This is a genomic window from Ruegeria sp. CE8 (assembly GCF_056537465.1).
This window is the reverse complement of the sequence record NZ_JBQFRP010000015.1, coordinates 46,320-62,978: the sequence shown is the minus strand read 5'-3', so window position 1 is coordinate 62,978 and position 16,659 is coordinate 46,320. Positions and strand designations below refer to the sequence as shown.

12 protein-coding genes are annotated in these 16,659 nt (G+C 58.1%); 6 read left to right on the top strand and 6 right to left on the bottom strand.

Features of this window, described 5'->3' with window-relative positions; all coding sequences use genetic code 11:
• Window positions 1–148 precede the first annotated feature (148 nt).
• Window positions 149–3,250 (top strand): AAA family ATPase, encoded by a 3,102-nt coding sequence (locus ACR0AA_RS20585; RefSeq protein WP_480663522.1) that lies wholly within the window; start codon window positions 149–151, stop codon window positions 3,248–3,250.
• A 17-nt stretch (window positions 3,251–3,267) separates the two neighbouring features.
• Here the strand turns inward: ACR0AA_RS20585 and ACR0AA_RS20580 are convergent, their stop codons facing one another.
• From ACR0AA_RS20580 to ACR0AA_RS20565, 4 genes are all read right to left on the bottom strand, one after another.
• Window positions 3,268–4,269, bottom strand: coding sequence for a HupE/UreJ family protein (locus ACR0AA_RS20580; protein ID WP_480663520.1), 1,002 nt, complete (start codon window positions 4,267–4,269; stop codon window positions 3,268–3,270).
• A complete protein-coding gene (locus tag ACR0AA_RS20575) occupies window positions 4,266–5,096 on the bottom strand; it encodes a peptidyl-prolyl cis-trans isomerase (RefSeq protein ID WP_480757099.1) in 831 nt (276 codons plus the stop codon). Before ACR0AA_RS20575 ends, ACR0AA_RS20580 begins: the two co-directional genes overlap by 4 nt.
• Before the next feature lie 77 nt (window positions 5,097–5,173).
• A complete protein-coding gene (locus ACR0AA_RS20570) occupies window positions 5,174–7,096 on the bottom strand; it encodes a DUF3604 domain-containing protein (RefSeq protein ID WP_480757095.1) in 1,923 nt (640 codons plus the stop codon).
• A gap of 150 nt (window positions 7,097–7,246) precedes the next feature.
• Window positions 7,247–8,128: a LysR substrate-binding domain-containing protein gene (locus ACR0AA_RS20565; RefSeq protein WP_480757093.1), complete on the bottom strand. Its 882-nt coding sequence runs from the start codon at window positions 8,126–8,128 to the stop codon at window positions 7,247–7,249.
• Between the two features lie 77 nt (window positions 8,129–8,205).
• On the opposite strand from ACR0AA_RS20565, the gene leuB reads away from it, so the two are divergent.
• From leuB to ACR0AA_RS20540, 5 genes are read left to right on the top strand one after another with little or no spacing between them, the layout of a single operon-like run.
• On the top strand, window positions 8,206–9,318 hold the full coding sequence (leuB, locus tag ACR0AA_RS20560; RefSeq protein ID WP_480757090.1) for a 3-isopropylmalate dehydrogenase: 1,113 nt from the start codon (window positions 8,206–8,208) through the stop codon (window positions 9,316–9,318).
• The gene (locus tag ACR0AA_RS20555) at window positions 9,315–10,988 is read left to right on the top strand and encodes a GMC family oxidoreductase (RefSeq protein ID WP_480757088.1); all 1,674 of its coding nucleotides are present in this window, start codon (window positions 9,315–9,317) and stop codon (window positions 10,986–10,988) included. The genes leuB and ACR0AA_RS20555 overlap by 4 nt, the downstream gene beginning before the upstream one ends.
• Window positions 10,989–12,470, top strand: a complete 1,482-nt coding sequence (locus ACR0AA_RS20550) for an aldehyde dehydrogenase family protein (RefSeq protein ID WP_480757086.1) — start codon at window positions 10,989–10,991, stop codon at window positions 12,468–12,470. It abuts the gene before it with no gap.
• Window positions 12,470–13,807, top strand: coding sequence for an MmgE/PrpD family protein (locus ACR0AA_RS20545; protein WP_480757084.1), 1,338 nt, complete (start codon window positions 12,470–12,472; stop codon window positions 13,805–13,807). The genes ACR0AA_RS20550 and ACR0AA_RS20545 overlap by 1 nt, the downstream gene beginning before the upstream one ends.
• Window positions 13,804–15,336: a trimethylamine methyltransferase family protein gene (locus ACR0AA_RS20540; protein WP_480757081.1), complete on the top strand. Its 1,533-nt coding sequence runs from the start codon at window positions 13,804–13,806 to the stop codon at window positions 15,334–15,336. The genes ACR0AA_RS20545 and ACR0AA_RS20540 overlap by 4 nt, the downstream gene beginning before the upstream one ends.
• Before the next feature lie 15 nt (window positions 15,337–15,351).
• Here ACR0AA_RS20540 and ACR0AA_RS20535 read toward each other — a convergent pair whose 3' ends face one another.
• Both ACR0AA_RS20535 and ACR0AA_RS20530 read right to left on the bottom strand, forming a co-directional pair.
• Window positions 15,352–15,783 (bottom strand): hypothetical protein, encoded by a 432-nt coding sequence (locus ACR0AA_RS20535; RefSeq protein WP_480663504.1) that lies wholly within the window; start codon window positions 15,781–15,783, stop codon window positions 15,352–15,354.
• Window positions 15,780–16,586, bottom strand: a complete 807-nt coding sequence (locus ACR0AA_RS20530; protein WP_480757079.1) for a GMC oxidoreductase — start codon at window positions 16,584–16,586, stop codon at window positions 15,780–15,782. Before ACR0AA_RS20530 ends, ACR0AA_RS20535 begins: the two co-directional genes overlap by 4 nt.
• Window positions 16,587–16,659 lie beyond the last annotated feature (73 nt).

Genomic DNA, 16,659 nt, shown 5'->3' with positions numbered 1-16,659 from the left:
TTGACCAAAGCCGCGGGGTCGTCCTTCATGGAGCGTAGTCTGGTTGGAGAATGTGGTAACTTCACCACATTCTAGTAGTTGCTGAAATGAACGGGTCCCTTCACTCTGCAGCACCCTGTTTCTGGTTTGAGGCAAATGAAACGATCGCATGTCTGAAATCGAGATCTGGCTTGAAAGGCACGGCCTGTCAAAATACGCCGAGGCCTTCGCCCAACATGAAATAGAAGTGGGTGATCTGTCCGAGTTGACGGATAATGATCTTGTCACAATCGGCTTGCCGCTTGGGCCACGGCGGCGATTTGCAAAAGCCGTTCGAGAGCAAACTTTGCATGGCGCCCAGCCGGTCAATCCGGCACTAGGTCCCACAATCGTTGCGGAACGACGGCAACTGACCGTTATGTTCATCGACCTGGTCGGATCTACCGAAATCGCTCAGCGGCTAGACCCGGAAGATTTGGCCGAGGTGCTGCGGCTTTTCAAAGAGACCTGCGCCGCGGCCGTGGCGGCATTTGACGGGCATATCGCCAGTTACTACGGCGATGGCATCATGGTGTTCTTCGGGTTTCCGCAAGCGCATGAGGACGATCCCGAGCGGGCAATTCGTGCAGGTCTGCGCATCATTCAGGAGACACCGGAAATTCATACCCATGCGCGGCTTGAGGTGCGTATAGGTATTGCAACAGGTCTGGTGGTTGTTGGCGATCTGCGCGGCGAGAACATGTTTGAGGACGGCACCGCCATGGGCGAAACGCCGAATCTGGCCGCGCGTCTTCAGGCAATGGCCGACCCCGGTACTCTGATCGTGGCGCCCACTACGCACCAACTGGCAGGGGACGCTTTCGAGTATGTTCTGCGCGGTGCATTCAAGCTCAAGGGCTTCGCGAAAGAGGTCGAAGCTTGGCAGGTGACGGGAACGCGGCGGACCCTCAGCCGGTTTATGGCCGCTGACAGTGGCCCGATGAATTCTCTGATTGGTCGGGAGCACGAGTACAAGACCCTGCACAGCAAGTGGACGCAGGCCAGCGTCGGGCAGGGGCAGGTCGTCCTGGTGTCCGGCGAAGCTGGGATCGGAAAATCCCGATTGATCGAAGAGCTTCGCCTCAAAGTTGGCGACGCACGCTCTGGGCATTTGCGGTTCCAGTGTTCGCCCTATCACGAGACGAGCGCTTTCTATCCGGTTATCCGTCAACTTGAAAACGCCTCAGATCTGCGTGCCGACGACGCTAACGACGTCAAGCTTGAAAAAGTGGCTAAAACTCTGGGCGCCCCGTCCGATGACGCGTTGAAACTGGCGGCGGCGCTGTTGTCCATCCCGTTTGAAGATCAGTTGGGTCAACTTGATCTAACGCCTCAGCAAGTCATGGACCAGACGCTGGACATGTTGGTCGAACACTTTGTCGCCGAGGCCGGGCAACGCCCTGTTTTGTTTCTGTTTGAAGATGCGCATTGGATCGACCCGACAACAAAAACACTGCTGGATCGGATCGTTGATAAAGTTCAGGATACGTCGGTTTTGGTTGTGATGACACATCGGACCGGGTTCGACGCAGGTTGGGATATGAAGCCGCATGTTACCCATGTCCGTCTGAAGCAACTGGATTTCCCGCAAGTCAGAGAGATCGTTCACGAAGTTGCGGGAGGTAAGCCGATCCCGCCTGAGATGTTCGGCGTGATTGCCGGCAGATCCAACGGCGTACCGCTTTATGTGGAAGAGGTGACCAAGGATCTGTTGGAATCCGGCGTTTTGGCGGATCGCGCGAATGCAGTCACGCTGGATGGTGCCTCTAATCCTGCGCCTTCAGTACCCAGCACTTTGCATGACGCATTGATGGCGCGTCTCGACCGCCTGAGCTCGGCCAAGGAAGTGGCCCAGATCGGCGCTGTGATCGGGCCGCATTTCACCTATCCTCTGATCTCCAGCGTGTCTGGATTTGGCAACAAGGCGTTGCGGGCTGGTCTGGATCTGTTGGTCGATGCCGGTATTGTCACAGTTGCGGAAGCCGAGCCCGAAGAGACGTTCGTGTATCGTCACGCGCTTATTCGGGACACAGCCTACAACAGCCTTCTGAAAAGCGAACGGCGCAGCCTACACGCACGCGTTGCCGGGGCTCTTGGCAACGAAACATCGAGCAACGCAGGCACGGGCCCGGAGATTCTAGCGCATCACTACACCATGGCCGAAATGACCGCAGAGGCCATCGAGCAGTGGCACCTCGCTGGTCAGCGCGCAGCCGAGCGATCAGCAAATGTCGAAGCTGTGACCCAGCTTGGAAATGCGATTAAGCAGTTAAGCGAGCTGGAAAAAACCGCTGAACGCGACCGCAAGGAGGTCGAGATTCAGGTTCTTCGCGCGGGCGTGCTCCGATCCACGGAGGGCATTGCGGCTGACGAAACCGGTGCGGCTTACGCCCGAATTCGAAAGCTGTGCAACCGTCTGGACGAGACAGAGAACCTGTTTCCCGTCCTGAACGGCCTTTACGCATTCCATCTGGTGCGGGCCGAATATGATCTGGCGAAAGAGGTGGCCGAACAAATTCTTGAACTCGCGAGCCAGTCCGACGAAACGCATCATGTCATGATCGCCCATCGCGCGATGGGGGCTGTGCTGTTGCATATTGGTGATCTGGACGCCGCGCACGAGCATCTTGAGCAGGCGTTGCAGTTGTACGACGCGGATCAGCATGGGCGCCTCGCTTACGTCTATGGTTCCGATCATGCCGCGATAACTTCCTGCTTTCTGAGCATAGCAGTGTGGCTAATGGGAGAGCCCGACCGTGCGCTTGATATCCAGCGCACGGCTGTCAGCGCCGCGCAGGGTCTCAAACATGCGCATAGTATTGCCCAAGCGCTGACCTATCTTTGCATGCTGCACATTTTGCGCCGCGAACCCGACGAGGTGTTAGAGGTGGTGCAACAATTGGAAGAGCTGTCGGACAAGCATTCCTTCACTTTCATGACAATAACGGCCAATTTCTGGCGCAGTTGGGCGACCGCGTATAACTCGCCTACACCTGAGACGATCCGTGCACTGCAGCAGGCAGCTGAAGCCTGGTGGGACAGTGGCGCAGGAAACTACAAACCGTTCTTTCTGACGCTTATTGCCGAGCTGAACTTGAAAATTGGAGATCCGCAGAGCGCGCAGAGCTTGTTGGCCGAAGCGCGCCACTATCAGAAACTGACAAACGAAGGCTGGGCGCAGGCTCAGATGGATCGGGTGCATGCGCTCTTGCCACAGTTAGAGGCGCCTTAATTTGGTGAACGAGCAAGTCAAAACCCACTGACACGTTCGACCAACCAGTACATCGACACGCAGCCGATGGCATAACCGGTCACTGGTACGGCAACAGCGTCGGCTTTGGACATCACCGACGGTGCCAACAAACGCCAGATTATAATCAGGGCCGACAGAGCGGCGATGAACAGAAGCTGACCGGCCTCGACCCCAACATTAAACGCAAACAGAGCGGCAAATATGTCTTCTGGCGGCACACCGATCTCGGCCAGCGCACCTGCAAAACCGAGCCCGTGTAGCAATCCGAAGCAAAAGCAGACGATCCAGGGATACTGTTCGGACAGGCGCAGCTTGCCGTCTTTTCGGTAGAGGATTTCCAGCGCCAGAAACACGATGGACAGGGCAATCACGGCCTCGACTGGCGGGGCGGGGACGCGCAGCACTCCCAAGGTGGCGAGGGCCAGCGTAATCGAATGCGCCACTGTGAAAGCTGTTACCGCACCGACCAATCGCCACGGATCGCGTACCAGAACGAACAGGGCGAAGACAAATAGCAGGTGGTCCCAGCCCTCAAGAATGTGTTCGAACCCAAGAAGGAAGTAGCTGGCCAACACAGTCGAGGTCGTAGGTTGTTCAGGTATTGTCAGAACCGGCATATCGGGTGTGAACCGAAGAGTTGTAGGTTCGGACGAAAGTGGCTGAATGCGCATCAGAACGTCATTGCGTTGCCGCTCCAGACCCTCGATTGCGATGGTTTGACCGGCGAAACCCTCATCGCATTGAACGACCCAGGTTGCGATCCACGCAGCGCCATCCGATTTTGGTTCCGGGCCTCGAGGCTGGTCGCATTGGCTGGGCAAAAGGGCGTTGATGTCCATGGGGCGGCCGGTGACATCGGGTTTGCGCCACAACACCTGCCACGTATCGGACGCCAATTGGCGCAGATCCAGATATCCGGGGTCAAGCGCGTGCGCGTGGGCGGCTTTACCCGACATCAACACCCAGCCGACAAGCAGTAGACAAAGGATCTGCCTCATTCGGGAACCTGGTTTATCTCAGGGGTCTCGATCCGGTAGCTCGACGCGAGGTTTTCATATTGCGCTTGCGCCAGATCCGCGCCAGTTTCGCGCCGCCATTCCAGTAGAACGGAATCACGGACTTCATCCAATTTCGGCCGCTCAGGTGCTCGTTTGTCGGTGATGCGAACAAGGTGAATGCCGAATGCAGACTGAACCGGGCCGGACCAGATACCCGGTTCTAACGTGCCCAGAGATGACGAAAATCCAATGCCAAAGTTCGAGTCCACCACACGGGCCGTCGACAAAGGCATGGACTTTGGCAGTAAAGTCGTTTGCCCGAAACTGTCCCAATCATCCAGCCCATTTACCGACGCAATTGCATTCTTGATAATTTCGGGCTCAACCGTCTGCCCCAGATAGACCTGATCAAATGCAATCTGCGGGCGCGTCGCGAAACGCTCAGGATTTTCTTCAAGATAGGTCTGCAATACGTCGTCTTCCGGCTCGACGGATGCAGCAATCGCATCGGTCAGGAAATCCATCTTTTGCGCAAGCCGCGCGCGGATGACCTGATCTCCTTGATCCAGTCCCAGCTTGCGGGCTTCGCGCACCAGAACTTCTTCTCGGACCGTTGCTTCAATCAGAGCCCGCAACTCGTCCTGCGTGGGGGGGCGGTTCCAACTGGTTTCGAAGCGTGTGGTCAAAAGAGCGACATCGTTGCCGTCGATTGTGATCGTGTCAGTTTCTTCGACGATGTCTTGCCGGGGAGAAACCCATGCAAACCAGAAGAAAATGGCGATCCCTATCAAAATGAAGTGGAACAGAGGTTCTTTCAAAATTCGCATGCGCGGTCCCGAGGTCGTGTCGAAAAATCTCCGGGCAGGGTAAGCCACCCGGAGAAACTGTAAATCAAATTATCCCGTTATTCGCTGGGCGTATACCAAATGGGTGAGGAATACGCCCGTTCCTGATGGACCAGCTGAGCCTCTTCCGGCAGGTCCAGACCAAAACGGAGCTTGTCGTATAGGACCCAGCGTGGCGTCGGGATCTCAAGAACCCGAACGTAGTAGAAGGCGCGTTGGCCGGGGTCGAACTCAGGGTCGGTCCAAACAGTCACCAGTTCGGAGGCGCCGATTGTATTGCTCCAACTGGCGGTTTCCAGATCTACGGTGTTGCCGACCTCGGGCAGATTGCCATCGGCGTCCAGCGCGCGGTCATCGGACCAGGCGACATTAAACACTTTCTCGTGCATTTCCCCTTCGGTGTCCAACCAACCCTTTACGACCTGAACACGGTCCAGATTGGCTCCGATCGGGTCGCGCAGGGCGCCAATCAGGAAATTCGGTGCTCCGTCACCTTCGCGGGGGCGCAAGTCGCTGCCCATGGGAACGCCCTTAGTGTAACCGACATCCGCCACCAGACGCGTCAGCAGGTCCTCATCCTGAAAGTCCCAGCCGCCAAAGAAACGAAGACCGATCCTCGGGCCGGTTGTGGCGTAGGTCTCACGCCGTTTGAATGCATCGAAAATGGCCGAACGGGTGTTTTCCGATGCCCAAACCGCTGTGTACCCCGAGGCGACCAGCGTATGGCCTTCAAACGCCCCCAGGTCGCTTTCGACAAACGGGTGCAGAACGCGTGTGGCAGAGGGTTCGGCGCTCACGGACTTGCCGAAATAGTTTTCCTCTTCAGCTGTGGCAAGGGACGTGTGGCTGTCTGTCGCCCCACCCATGCCGAATTTATAGGGGTTCACGCCGAACTTTTCTTCCAGCGCCAAACCGCGTTTCAGCGCCTCGCGCGCGTATTCACCGGCCAGCATGTCATCGGTTTTCAGCTCGGTGATATCGAGGTTTCCGACGTCCCAGTTTTCATAATCGGCAAATGGGTCATCAGGGCTGAGGTACGGATGCGCCTCGCCGTCGCCCTTGATTTGAGTGACTTCGTAGTGCGGTTCCCACTTGGCGCGGTTCTGTACGTATTCCTCGTCCACCTGGCCACCGTGATAGGTGTCTTCGGTCGGGAACATCCAGCCATTGGACAGGTTCCCGTTGTGGGCAAAGGCCACGGCGCGGCCACCGGTTTTGGCCTCGTATTCCTCAAGCCAGGAATACAACGCTTTGGGGTCGGTATCGCCGTAGGGCGGCTGCGTCACCGGAGGCACGACTTGCAGCGCCCGGATCGGGCCGTCGCGCAGCATGACATTACGATGCAGATTGAAACCCTTGGGCACCGAGGTCCACTCGAACCCGATAAACGCGGTGAAGTTACCGGGATCATTATGGCGTTCGGCGGCCAGCACGATCTGTTCCCAAGTAAACGCAAACGCATCCGCACCCGGGCTGTAGGATTCCAGCAAAATCTCGGGCAGGGTCATTTGCGAGAAGTTGGTGATAATATCAAAGGCTGCCTTGGCCGCATCCTCACCGCCAGCTTTGTACCCTTCGTACCATTCCAGACCCTTTGGGTCGGAAAGCACTCCGGGTTTTCCGGCCTGCAGGTCAGGCGCGAACCCCATGAGATCTGTGTGATCCGTCAGAACCATCCAATCCAGCGGGCGCGCGAGTCTGACGGGTTGACCGGTGGACGAAGTAACCTGCTCGCCCTTCGCAAACCGCCACGCTTCATCCGGAAGCAAAGTGTTCCCGAAGGCGCCGGCATCCAGCGAAAGTCCGGTGTGCAGGTGCGTGTCGCCCCAGAGTGGCCGTTCGGGAAAGGACCGGTTGGCATAAGGTGAAAACGGGCGGTCCGCAAAGGTGCCCTCGGCCGCCTGCTTGCTGGGCACGGCGTCTGCCCAAGCGAATGTTGGCAAAACAAACAAAGAGATCAAACAGGTTGAAAGTCGAAGCATTGAAACCTCCCCAGGCATTCGAACCAAGACATTATGTGCATTAGAGCTTTCGAATATTCGGTTTTTATAATGTATGAGGGGCGAGTTTTGTACTAGTTTTTTACTGGAGTGACCTTCGTCGCGGCGCGAGGGTCTCGTTCTTGGTACTGCTTAGGTGCCGTCGGAAAGCCAGGTCATGAACATATCGACCTCTGATTTCGCCCCCCCGGTTTTCGTTGCCGAACAGAAATAGCCCCGGTTCGTTGCGGGCTCGTGCTTGCAGGCCTGAACCAACGATCCGTTCAACAGGAATTCGTCGATCATCGGGCGCCAGCCGATGCCGACCCCAAGCCCGTTTTGAATGGCGCGCAAATAGACCATGTAGCTGAGAAATCGGTCGTGTGTTGCCGGGCGGGGTACTTGCTGGCCGCTGCCTGAAAAATACCTGTTCCAATCATCCGCATGCGCTGGGCCGGACATATGCAACAGACGTTGTTGCGCAAGCTCGTCCAACGAAAGTGGCGAGGAAGAATTCAAATAGTCCGGGTGGCATATGGCGACCATGCGCTCGGGGAAGACTCTCATGCTGTTCAAACCTGGCACACCCTGTTCGCCAAACACCACCACCGCGTCGCATCGGTTCAAGTCGTAGTCCGGATTTTGATCGCGCGTGACGATTTGAACTTTGATATCAGGGTGGGACATCTGAAAAACGGCCAGCCTTGGCAGCAGGTACAAGCTGGTAAACCCGATGGCCGCGCTGACAACAATGCGGCTTTCCTTTTGCCGGCTGCGAATGTTGTCCATATCGGCACGGATCGCGTCAAAACCCCGGGACACGCTTGATGCCAGTTGCTCGCCTTCTTCGGTCAGCGTCAGACGCGGCTTGCTGCGGACAAATAGTGGTGTATCAAGCGCCGCTTCAAGGGCCGCGACCTGTCGGCTGACAGCAGGTTGCTGCACATTCAGCTCTTTGGCTGCGGCCGAAAAACTCAGATGCCGCGCAGCGGCCTCGAATGCGTTTATCTGTGCCAGAGGTAAGGGTTTAACCACTCATACTATTCCTTCCGGGAATGATCGGCATTCATCATTTCCGTCTTTTTCGATGCGGGCAAGGGGTTAGTCTGATCATGAACGCTGAAAAAGGAATGTTGCTGATGCACGTCAAACTGCTCGCTTTGGGAGGGGATGGCATCGGCCCGGAGATCCTTGCCGAGGGGTTGCGGGTCGCCGATGCATTGGCGGCAAAGGCTGGTCTGACCCTGAATGTCGAGCATGATCTGCTGCATGGTGCATCGTGGGATGCGCACGGAACGTTTTGTCGACCGGAAGTGTTGGAAAAAGCCCGGCAGGCAAATGCAGTTCTGGTGGGTGCGGTTGGTGGTTCGAAATGGGACAACATCCGCGTCCCCGGTGGGGCAGAGTGTCAGGACGGGCTGATGTATCTGCGGCACCGTCTGCAAACTTACCTGGGCCTGCGCCCGGCGCGTGCCTGGCAGCCATTGTTGCACCATACCCCATTCCGGCGCGGGCTCGCCGATCGCGCAAACGTTCTTATCCTGCGGGAGATGTGTGGCGGCGCTATGTTTGCGCGCGAAAGGGGGCAGCGGCAGGTGAATGGCGTGCGGCAGGGCTATGACCTGACCGCTTACAACGCGAACGAGATTACCAGATTTGCCCATGGCGGTTTTCAACTCGCGCGCCGCCGTCGCAGCAAACTGGTCAGCTGTGACAAGTCCAACGTGATGGAAAGCTACAAGCTTTGGCGCGAAGTGGTGAGCGAGGTTGCCACTCAATACCCGGACGTCGCCTTTGAGAACATGTTCGCGGATAACTGTGCCTATCAACTGATGTGCCGACCCGCGGATTTTGACGTTGTTCTATCGTGCAACCAGTTGGGCGACATCCTGAGCGATCTGACGGCCGTCTACTCCGGGTCGCTGGGGATGCTTTCCTCGGCCTGTCTGTCCGCCAATCCTAAGGGTGGTCCTGTTTTTGGAATGTATGAAAGTACGTCCGGCTCCGCACCGGATATCGCAGGGCAGGGTATCGCCAATCCGATAGGCATGATCCTGTCCGTCGGCATGATGTTTGAATACTCACTGGCCCGCCCGGATCTGGCAAAAGCGTTAGAGCAGGCTGCCGAGCAGGCTCTGGCAGACGGTATCATGACGCGCGACCTTGGCGGCACCGCTGACAGCAGTTCGATAACCGATGCCATTCTGGAAAGGCTCTCGGGATGACGGTCTTTGATTACGTTATTGCCGGAGGTGGATCGGCCGGATGTGCGCTGGCCGCGCGTCTTGCGGAAGATCCTGATGTCTCGGTCTGTTTGATTGAAGCGGGCGGGAAGGGGCGCGATCTGTTCATCCGAATGCCCGCCGGAAATGGATTTGTCTTCGGCAACCCACGCCTCGACTGGGGTTACGAGTCCGTTCCTCAGCCGGCTCTGAACGGGCGCAAAATCTATTTCGCAAGGGGGAAGGCGCTGGGCGGCACGTCGATTGTCAACGGCATGATCTACATGCGCGGCGTACCAGCCGACTATGATGCCTGGCGGCAAATGGGACTAAAGGGGTGGGGCTATTCCGACCTTCTTCCTTACTTTCGCCGATCAGAAGGATCGCGGGATCGGCGCGACGGGTATCATGGCGTTGCGGGACCTTTGAAAACGGAACCCGCAGCGAACTTCGGTACGCTGGATCAGGCCTTTGTAGAGGCCGCGGTTGCGGAGGGCCATACCAGATTGCCCGATTTCAACGGGCCGCACAGGACCGGAGTTGCACGAAACGACAGTACGGTCTGTCGCGGGACTCGCCAATCATCGGCCATCGCCTATTTAAAATCCCCGCCTGAAAACCTGACTGTGCTGACAGGCAAGCACATTGCCCGCATCCTGTTCGAAAACAAACGCGCCGTCGGTGTCGAAACCCTTGGCGGCGAACGGTTTCGCGCCAACCGTGAAGTCATTGCATGCCAGGGCGCTTTCGGCACACCGCATCTTTTGATGTTGTCAGGTGTTGGTCCGGCCGAGCATCTCGAGGAACATGGGATTGCGCCCATTGTCGATCTGCCTGGGGTAGGGCGAAATCTGGCGGACCATGTTGACGTTTCGATGCAATGGGCTTCGGACCGACTGGACCTTTCGCATGCGCGCCACCAGAGGTTGGACAAGGCCGCGATGCTTATGGCGCGCTGGCTGCTGAATGGGACCGGTCCGGGCGGCGGGGCAATGTTTTCGACCGTTCTGTTTCATGCAATTGATGACCCCGCACTGCCAGAGCTTGAGGTTTACATGACCCCCATGATTATCGAAGAAAACTTGGGCAATGGTGAAACAGAGGCCGCGCCGTTACTGCAGAGACTCGGTCGCAAGCTTTTGGTCCGGGGCCGCAAAGTGGCCCGCGCCGGGGTGCAGATCGACATCAATCAAGAGCGTCCCAGGTCCCTTGGCACTGTGCGCCTGAACAGTGCAAACCCTATTGTGTATCCCCAGATCGATCCGAATTACTTCGCAGACCCGCGCGATCTCGATGAACTTGTGCGCGGTGTCAAAGCCATGCGCGAAGTCATGGCCCAGCCGCAGATTGCCAAATACGTGACCGGAGAGCTCGGCCCCTGGGCTACGGCGCGCACGGACGCGGAAATCGTCTCGGCTATCCGCGAAACGGCTTACACCGGGCACCACCCGTGCAGCACGGTTAGAATGGGCGGCGATGGGGACCCTATGGCTGTACTTGACGATCAGTTAAGGGTGCGGGGGATCGATGGGCTGCGCGTTGTGGATGCGAGTGCGATGCCCACGCAGATCACGGGCAACCTCTATGCTACCGTTGTCGCAATGGCAGAAAAAGCTGCCGATATGATACTTGGGCGCCCGGCGCTCCCTTCAGAAAACCCTTCGGAGACCTGAATGGCTGATATCCGCACGTTCCAGTATTTCGCGAATAGTCAATGGCATGATCCGGCAGACGGTGTCTGGTTCGACAGTGAAAACCCGGCAAATGGCGAGGTGTGGGCACGGGTTCCGGATTGCCGCGAGGCCGATGTTGATCGCGCAGTGGCAGCCGCGCGAGAGGCGTTCTACTACGGTCCATGGGGGCGAATGTTGTCGGCGGAACGGGGGCGGGTTTTGCGCCGTATCGGCGACGTGATCTCAAAACATGCCGAACGGCTTGGGGCAATTGAGACGCAGGACAACGGTAAGCTGCCCCACATGATCACGCCGGGGTTGAAAGAGGGGCATTGGCTGGTCGACAGCTGGCACTACTACGCTGGCATGTGTGACAAGTTCGAAGGCCGGGTCATCCCGGCCGAGACCCCCAACATGCACAATTACATGAAATGGGAACCCTTCGGTGTAGTCGCACAGATCCTTCCGTGGAATTCGCCTTTGGGGACTTTGATCTGGAAACTCGCCCCTTGTCTTGCTGCCGGAAACACAGTGGTGATGAAGCCTTCGGAACACTCCAGCTGTTCGACGCTTGAACTGATGGATGTGCTTTTGGAGGCTGACCTTCCGCCCGGCGTGCTCAATGTCGTCACAGGGTTTGGCAGCACGACCGGAGAGCCGTTGATCGACCACAAGGATGTTCGGATGGCGTCCTTTACAGGCGGAACCGCTGGCGGTCGCGCGGCTGCCGCTGTCGCTGCGCGTCAGGTGAAACCGATCATTATGGAGTTGGGCGGCAAATCCCCGCAGATCGTTTTGCCGGATGCCGATCTGGAACTTGCCGTGAATGGTGTTGCGGCAGGTATCTTCCCGCCCGGCGGGCAGTCTTGCATTGCCGGGTCGCGCTTTTTGGTGCATCGCAATGTCGTTGAAGAGTTCTCGGACCGGCTTGTCGATGTTGTCAAAAAGGCCCGCGTGGGGGAGCCTACCGATCCGGAAACCCAGATCGGTCCCATGGCCAACGGTCCGCATTATGAGAACGTTTTAGATCGTATCGCAGCGGCTGAAGAGGCAGGTCATAAATTGCTTTTGGACGGCCGAACTGTCTGTCGCGACAAAGGGTATTACATCGGCCCGACCATCTTTGCCGATGTGCCGAACGATGCGGATCTTGCGCAGAATGAGGTCTTCGGTCCTGTCGTCTCGATTGAAGCCTTCGACAACGAAGCCGAGGCGGTTCGGATCGCGAATGACACCATTTACGGACTGGCTGCTGGTATCTGGTCACGCGACGTTACCAAGGCCATGCGCATGGCCGACCGGATTGAGGCCGGTACGGTTTACATCAACAACTACTTCAACGCCGCCACACAAAGCCCTGTAGGTGGGTACAAACAGTCCGGATATGGTCGCGAAAACGGTTGGGAAGGCATGCGATGTTTCATGCAGACCAAGTCGGTCTGGCTGGCAACCGACCCCCATCAGCCTGATCCTTTTGGGTAATGACGGCGATCCGGTTTCTGGCCCAATTTGCCACTCAAGCCGATTTTGCGGACGACCTCCGTTCGATCATCGCTCCTGCGGTCGCTGACTGCTTTGGTTGCATTCTTGCCGGGGCTGACAGCGATGTGGCGGTTCGCGTCCGGGCCGCTTATGCGCCGATGGCTACGGGCTCCGCGCGCGTCTTCGGTGCGGATGAAACGTCCAGCCCACCAATTGCCGCCCTGATGAATGCGGTCGCGGGTCATGCGTGGGATCTAGACGATTGGGAAGAACCCGGAAATACCCATCCGAGTGTCGTTCTGGTGCCCGCGTTGCTGGCGGCGTCTCATGTCCGTGCAACGTCTGGCCGGGAATTGGCGTTGGCATATCTGGTGGGGACGGAAATCATCATGCGGCTGGGTGAGGCCGTTTCGCTGGATCACTACGCAAGGGGGTTTCACTCCACGGCAACGCTCGGAACGATTGGCGCGGCCGGGGCCGTCGCGCGTATCCTGAAGCTGTCCGAAGATCAATCCGCTCATGCCCTGAGCATCGCGACATCGCAGGCCGTCGGTTACACCGCACAGTTCGGTTCAAACGCCAAACCACTGCAGGCCGGTTTCGCCGCGCGAGCAGGCGTCGAAGCTGCCCTGTTGGCGAAAAGCAGTGTCACCGGGCAGCCGCAAGTTCTGGAAAATCGGCGCGGTTTCAGCGGGTTGTTGGGCTTACACGATGCGGACCGTTTCAAGGTAATGCTGGATAAGTTGGGTGCTCCGTGGGCTTTGCGTCAGTACGGATTGATTTTGAAGCCGTGGCCGTCCTGCGGTTATACACATCGGCTGATGACGGCGGCGCTGGAATTGCGGTCCCAAGTCTTGGGTCGTTTGAAGGATATCACCGCAATCGAGGCTTCGATGCCGGATTTTCACTTGGCCATCTTGCCTTTTGACAAGCCCCGATCCCGGAGCGAAGCCCTGTTCTCGGCCCCGGCCTGTCTTGCGCAGGCGCTTGTCACCGGTGGGCTGACGCTGGCAGATAGCGAGGATGAGTTTTGGCGTCAGCCGGAGGTCGCACGTTTGATCGATATCACCACGGTGTCGCCGGAACCTGCGCGCAACCCGGCTTTGAACTACGATCCCGATCAACCGGATACGCTGCGGATCTCGCTTTCAGACGGCTCTGTCCTCATGGCGGCTTGCACATATCCGCTCGGGGCTCCCCAGCGCCCAATGTCGACGGCGCAGCTTGCCGAAAAATACCGATCCATCTGCAACAGGCCTTCGCACAGGTTCCACGCGTTGCTCGACTGGTTCGACGCGCCGGATGTCGCGAAATTCTTTGAGGAGGCAGGCCAATGACCGGCACAAGACGAGGCGGCGGGCGCGCCGCGCGCATGGCGGAACGGCAGGGCGGCGCGGGCTCTGGCCCGACCGAGGCGATTTGGCCGGGCATCGAAGGTGGCCGGTATCAGCCCCTGACCTCAGCCGAGGTGGTGATGGTCGACGAGACAGCGATGCGCATTCTCGAAGAAATCGGATTGAGGGGCGCGACGGACGTTTGTGCTCGGACCGTTTGCGCGGCCGGTGGGCAGATGACAGAAGATGGCCGGCTGAAAATGCCCGAAAACATGGTGCGCGAAGTCCTGAAGACCGCGGGCCGTGGGTTCAAGCTTTATGGACAAAAGCCCGAGCATGACATCGACCCGTCCGGCAGCCGCATCCACTTTGGAACCTCAGGGGCAGCGGTGCACATCGTGGACAGCGCCACTCGCAAAATCCGCGACTCCACTCTGCGCGATCTCTACGATATGGCCCGACTGGCGGATGCACTTCCGAACATTCACATGTTTCAGCGCACGGTGGTGGCGCGGGACCTGACAGACCCAAGGGAGATGGATCTCAACACTGCCTATGCCTGCCTGAAGGGCACTGCCAAACCCACCGGAACTTCGTTTGGGTCAGCCGAGGTTATGGAAGAAGCCGTGAGCATGTTGAGCATTCTTATGGGAGGAGCAGAGGTGCTGCGGGCTCGGCCTCCGATTTGCGTGTCTACCTGTTTCATCATTCCGCCGCTTACTTTTGCCGAAGAGGCGCTGGGCGTCATTGAATGCGCGGCGCGACATGGCATACCGCTAAAGCTTGTCTCGGCTGGGCAGGCCGGTGCCACAAGTCCCGCGCCGCTGGCCGGGGCTGTCGCTCAGCAAACCGCTGAGGTGCTGGCTGGGATAGTTTACGCCAATTTGCTCAGCCCGGGTCATCCGGCCACTTTTGGCGCTTTGCCCTTCGTCAGCGATTTACGCACCGGTGCGATGTCAGGCGGCAGCGCCGAGCAAGGGCTGCTGATGGCCGCGTGTGCTCAGATGGCTCGGTTCTATGACATCCCCTGCGCGGTCAGTGCAGGTATGACGGACAGCAAGATGCCGGATTTTCAGGCTGGATACGAAAAAGGCTATACCGAGCTTTTGGCTGCATTGGCCGGGGCCAATCTGGTCTATGAAGCGGCCGGCATGTACGGTTCGCTTCTGGGCTGTTCGCTGGAGAGCTTTGTGCTGGATAACGACGTGATCGGGTCAGTCATGCGTGCCACGCGGGGTTTCGAGGTCAGCCGCGAGACACTGTCGCTGGAAACGATCCGCGAGATCTGTATCGGCGGCCCGGGGCACTTTCTTGGGCACGATCAGACGCTACAACGGATGCAAACCGATTACTACTACCCGGCCATGGCCGATCGCCGAACGCCGCAGGAATGGGATACCGCATCGGACAAGGATCTACTCGAGAGGGCGCGTATTCGGACGCGCGAACTTCTGTCGGCGCCCGAGCCCACACATATTGCGCCGGAGACGGACGCGGAAATCCGGGCGCGCTTTCCAATTCGGTTGAATTAGCGGCGGCGGGCGCAGTCAAGCAACGGAATACCCCTGAGCACCCAGCTGGTTTTGGCAGGTGTTTTGAAACGGGTCGAACAGCGCGACAAACTCCAGCGGTTTGCCTAGCTCGGTGGCCAGGATGACGTTCGTCGACGACGCAAATTTGTCCACAACGCTGTCGTTTATCTTGCCGAGCTTTTCGCTGACATACGGCAGGTCCTGCAGGCCGGCCCAATAGCCCACATCCAACATCTGGCCTTGAATGCCCTTTTCAAGAACGAACTCTTCGTAGGCCTGTGCGAACGCGTGTGCTGCCGGGTCATTCGCGATGTCTGGCCCGTACACGTCGCGGATAACTTCCAACGCATGCCGAGAAATACCGTGCCCCTTGATCGCCCTGTAAGCGACACCGGCACCAACGACGCCGACGCCCAATGCGATAACTTTGCGACGCGAAATCCTCATGACACTGCCTCCGATGCCCTGAGCGCAAGCGCTGAAACCGTCAGCGAAGGGTTGGCCGGTGGACAGGTTGGAAACGCTCCTGTGCCCAGCACAAAGACATTGGGCGCGGAATGAAGGCGCAGCCTGTCATCGACGACCGAGCCCTCAACAAAAAGACCCATACGATGTGTGCCTTGGATATGGGCGTCCGACGGTAAAAGACCGGTGACCGCAAGATTCTCGACTGTATCGGGAACGATGTCGGCCAAACCCGCTTTTGCCCTTTCTATGCCGCGCATGGCATAATCCGAATAGCCAGTCCATTCGATGGCGGGTTCGTCGTCTTCAAGCAGAACGCGGTTCTCGGCAAGTGGCAGATCTTCGACGGCGATGCGCATCTGGATGCGGTTGGCCCATTTCCCGCGCTCACGCCGGATTGATGCCGGGGCGTTTATGGTTTCGATCAGGGCCGCGCCGGCCGTGCTGCGATCAATGTCATGATAGAAATGATAGCCGTGACCGGTTTCTGAGGTGCCGCCAAAAAATCCTTTGATGTTGGCAGTGTCGACATGAACGTCCACGACCGCCTGTTCATGCAGATTTTTGCCCAGCGCATCGTTGCGTATATCCGAGCGCTGCAAAATGGCAGCATTGAAAATGCCATTGGTACCCAGCGCGACAGTGCCCGCACGCAGGCGTGCTTCGGTGCCGTCTGCGCCTTTGACCCGGACACCGCGCGCGCCTTCTATATCGACCGCCGGTCCTTCGGTGCCGAAGAGGTAATGAACACCGGTGTGAGTTAGTTTCTCCAACCCGTTCAACATTGTGAACTTCGCGTCGCTGAGACAAATCAACCGAGCCAAGGGAAACTGGTTTTGCAGGCTGACGAGTTCATCC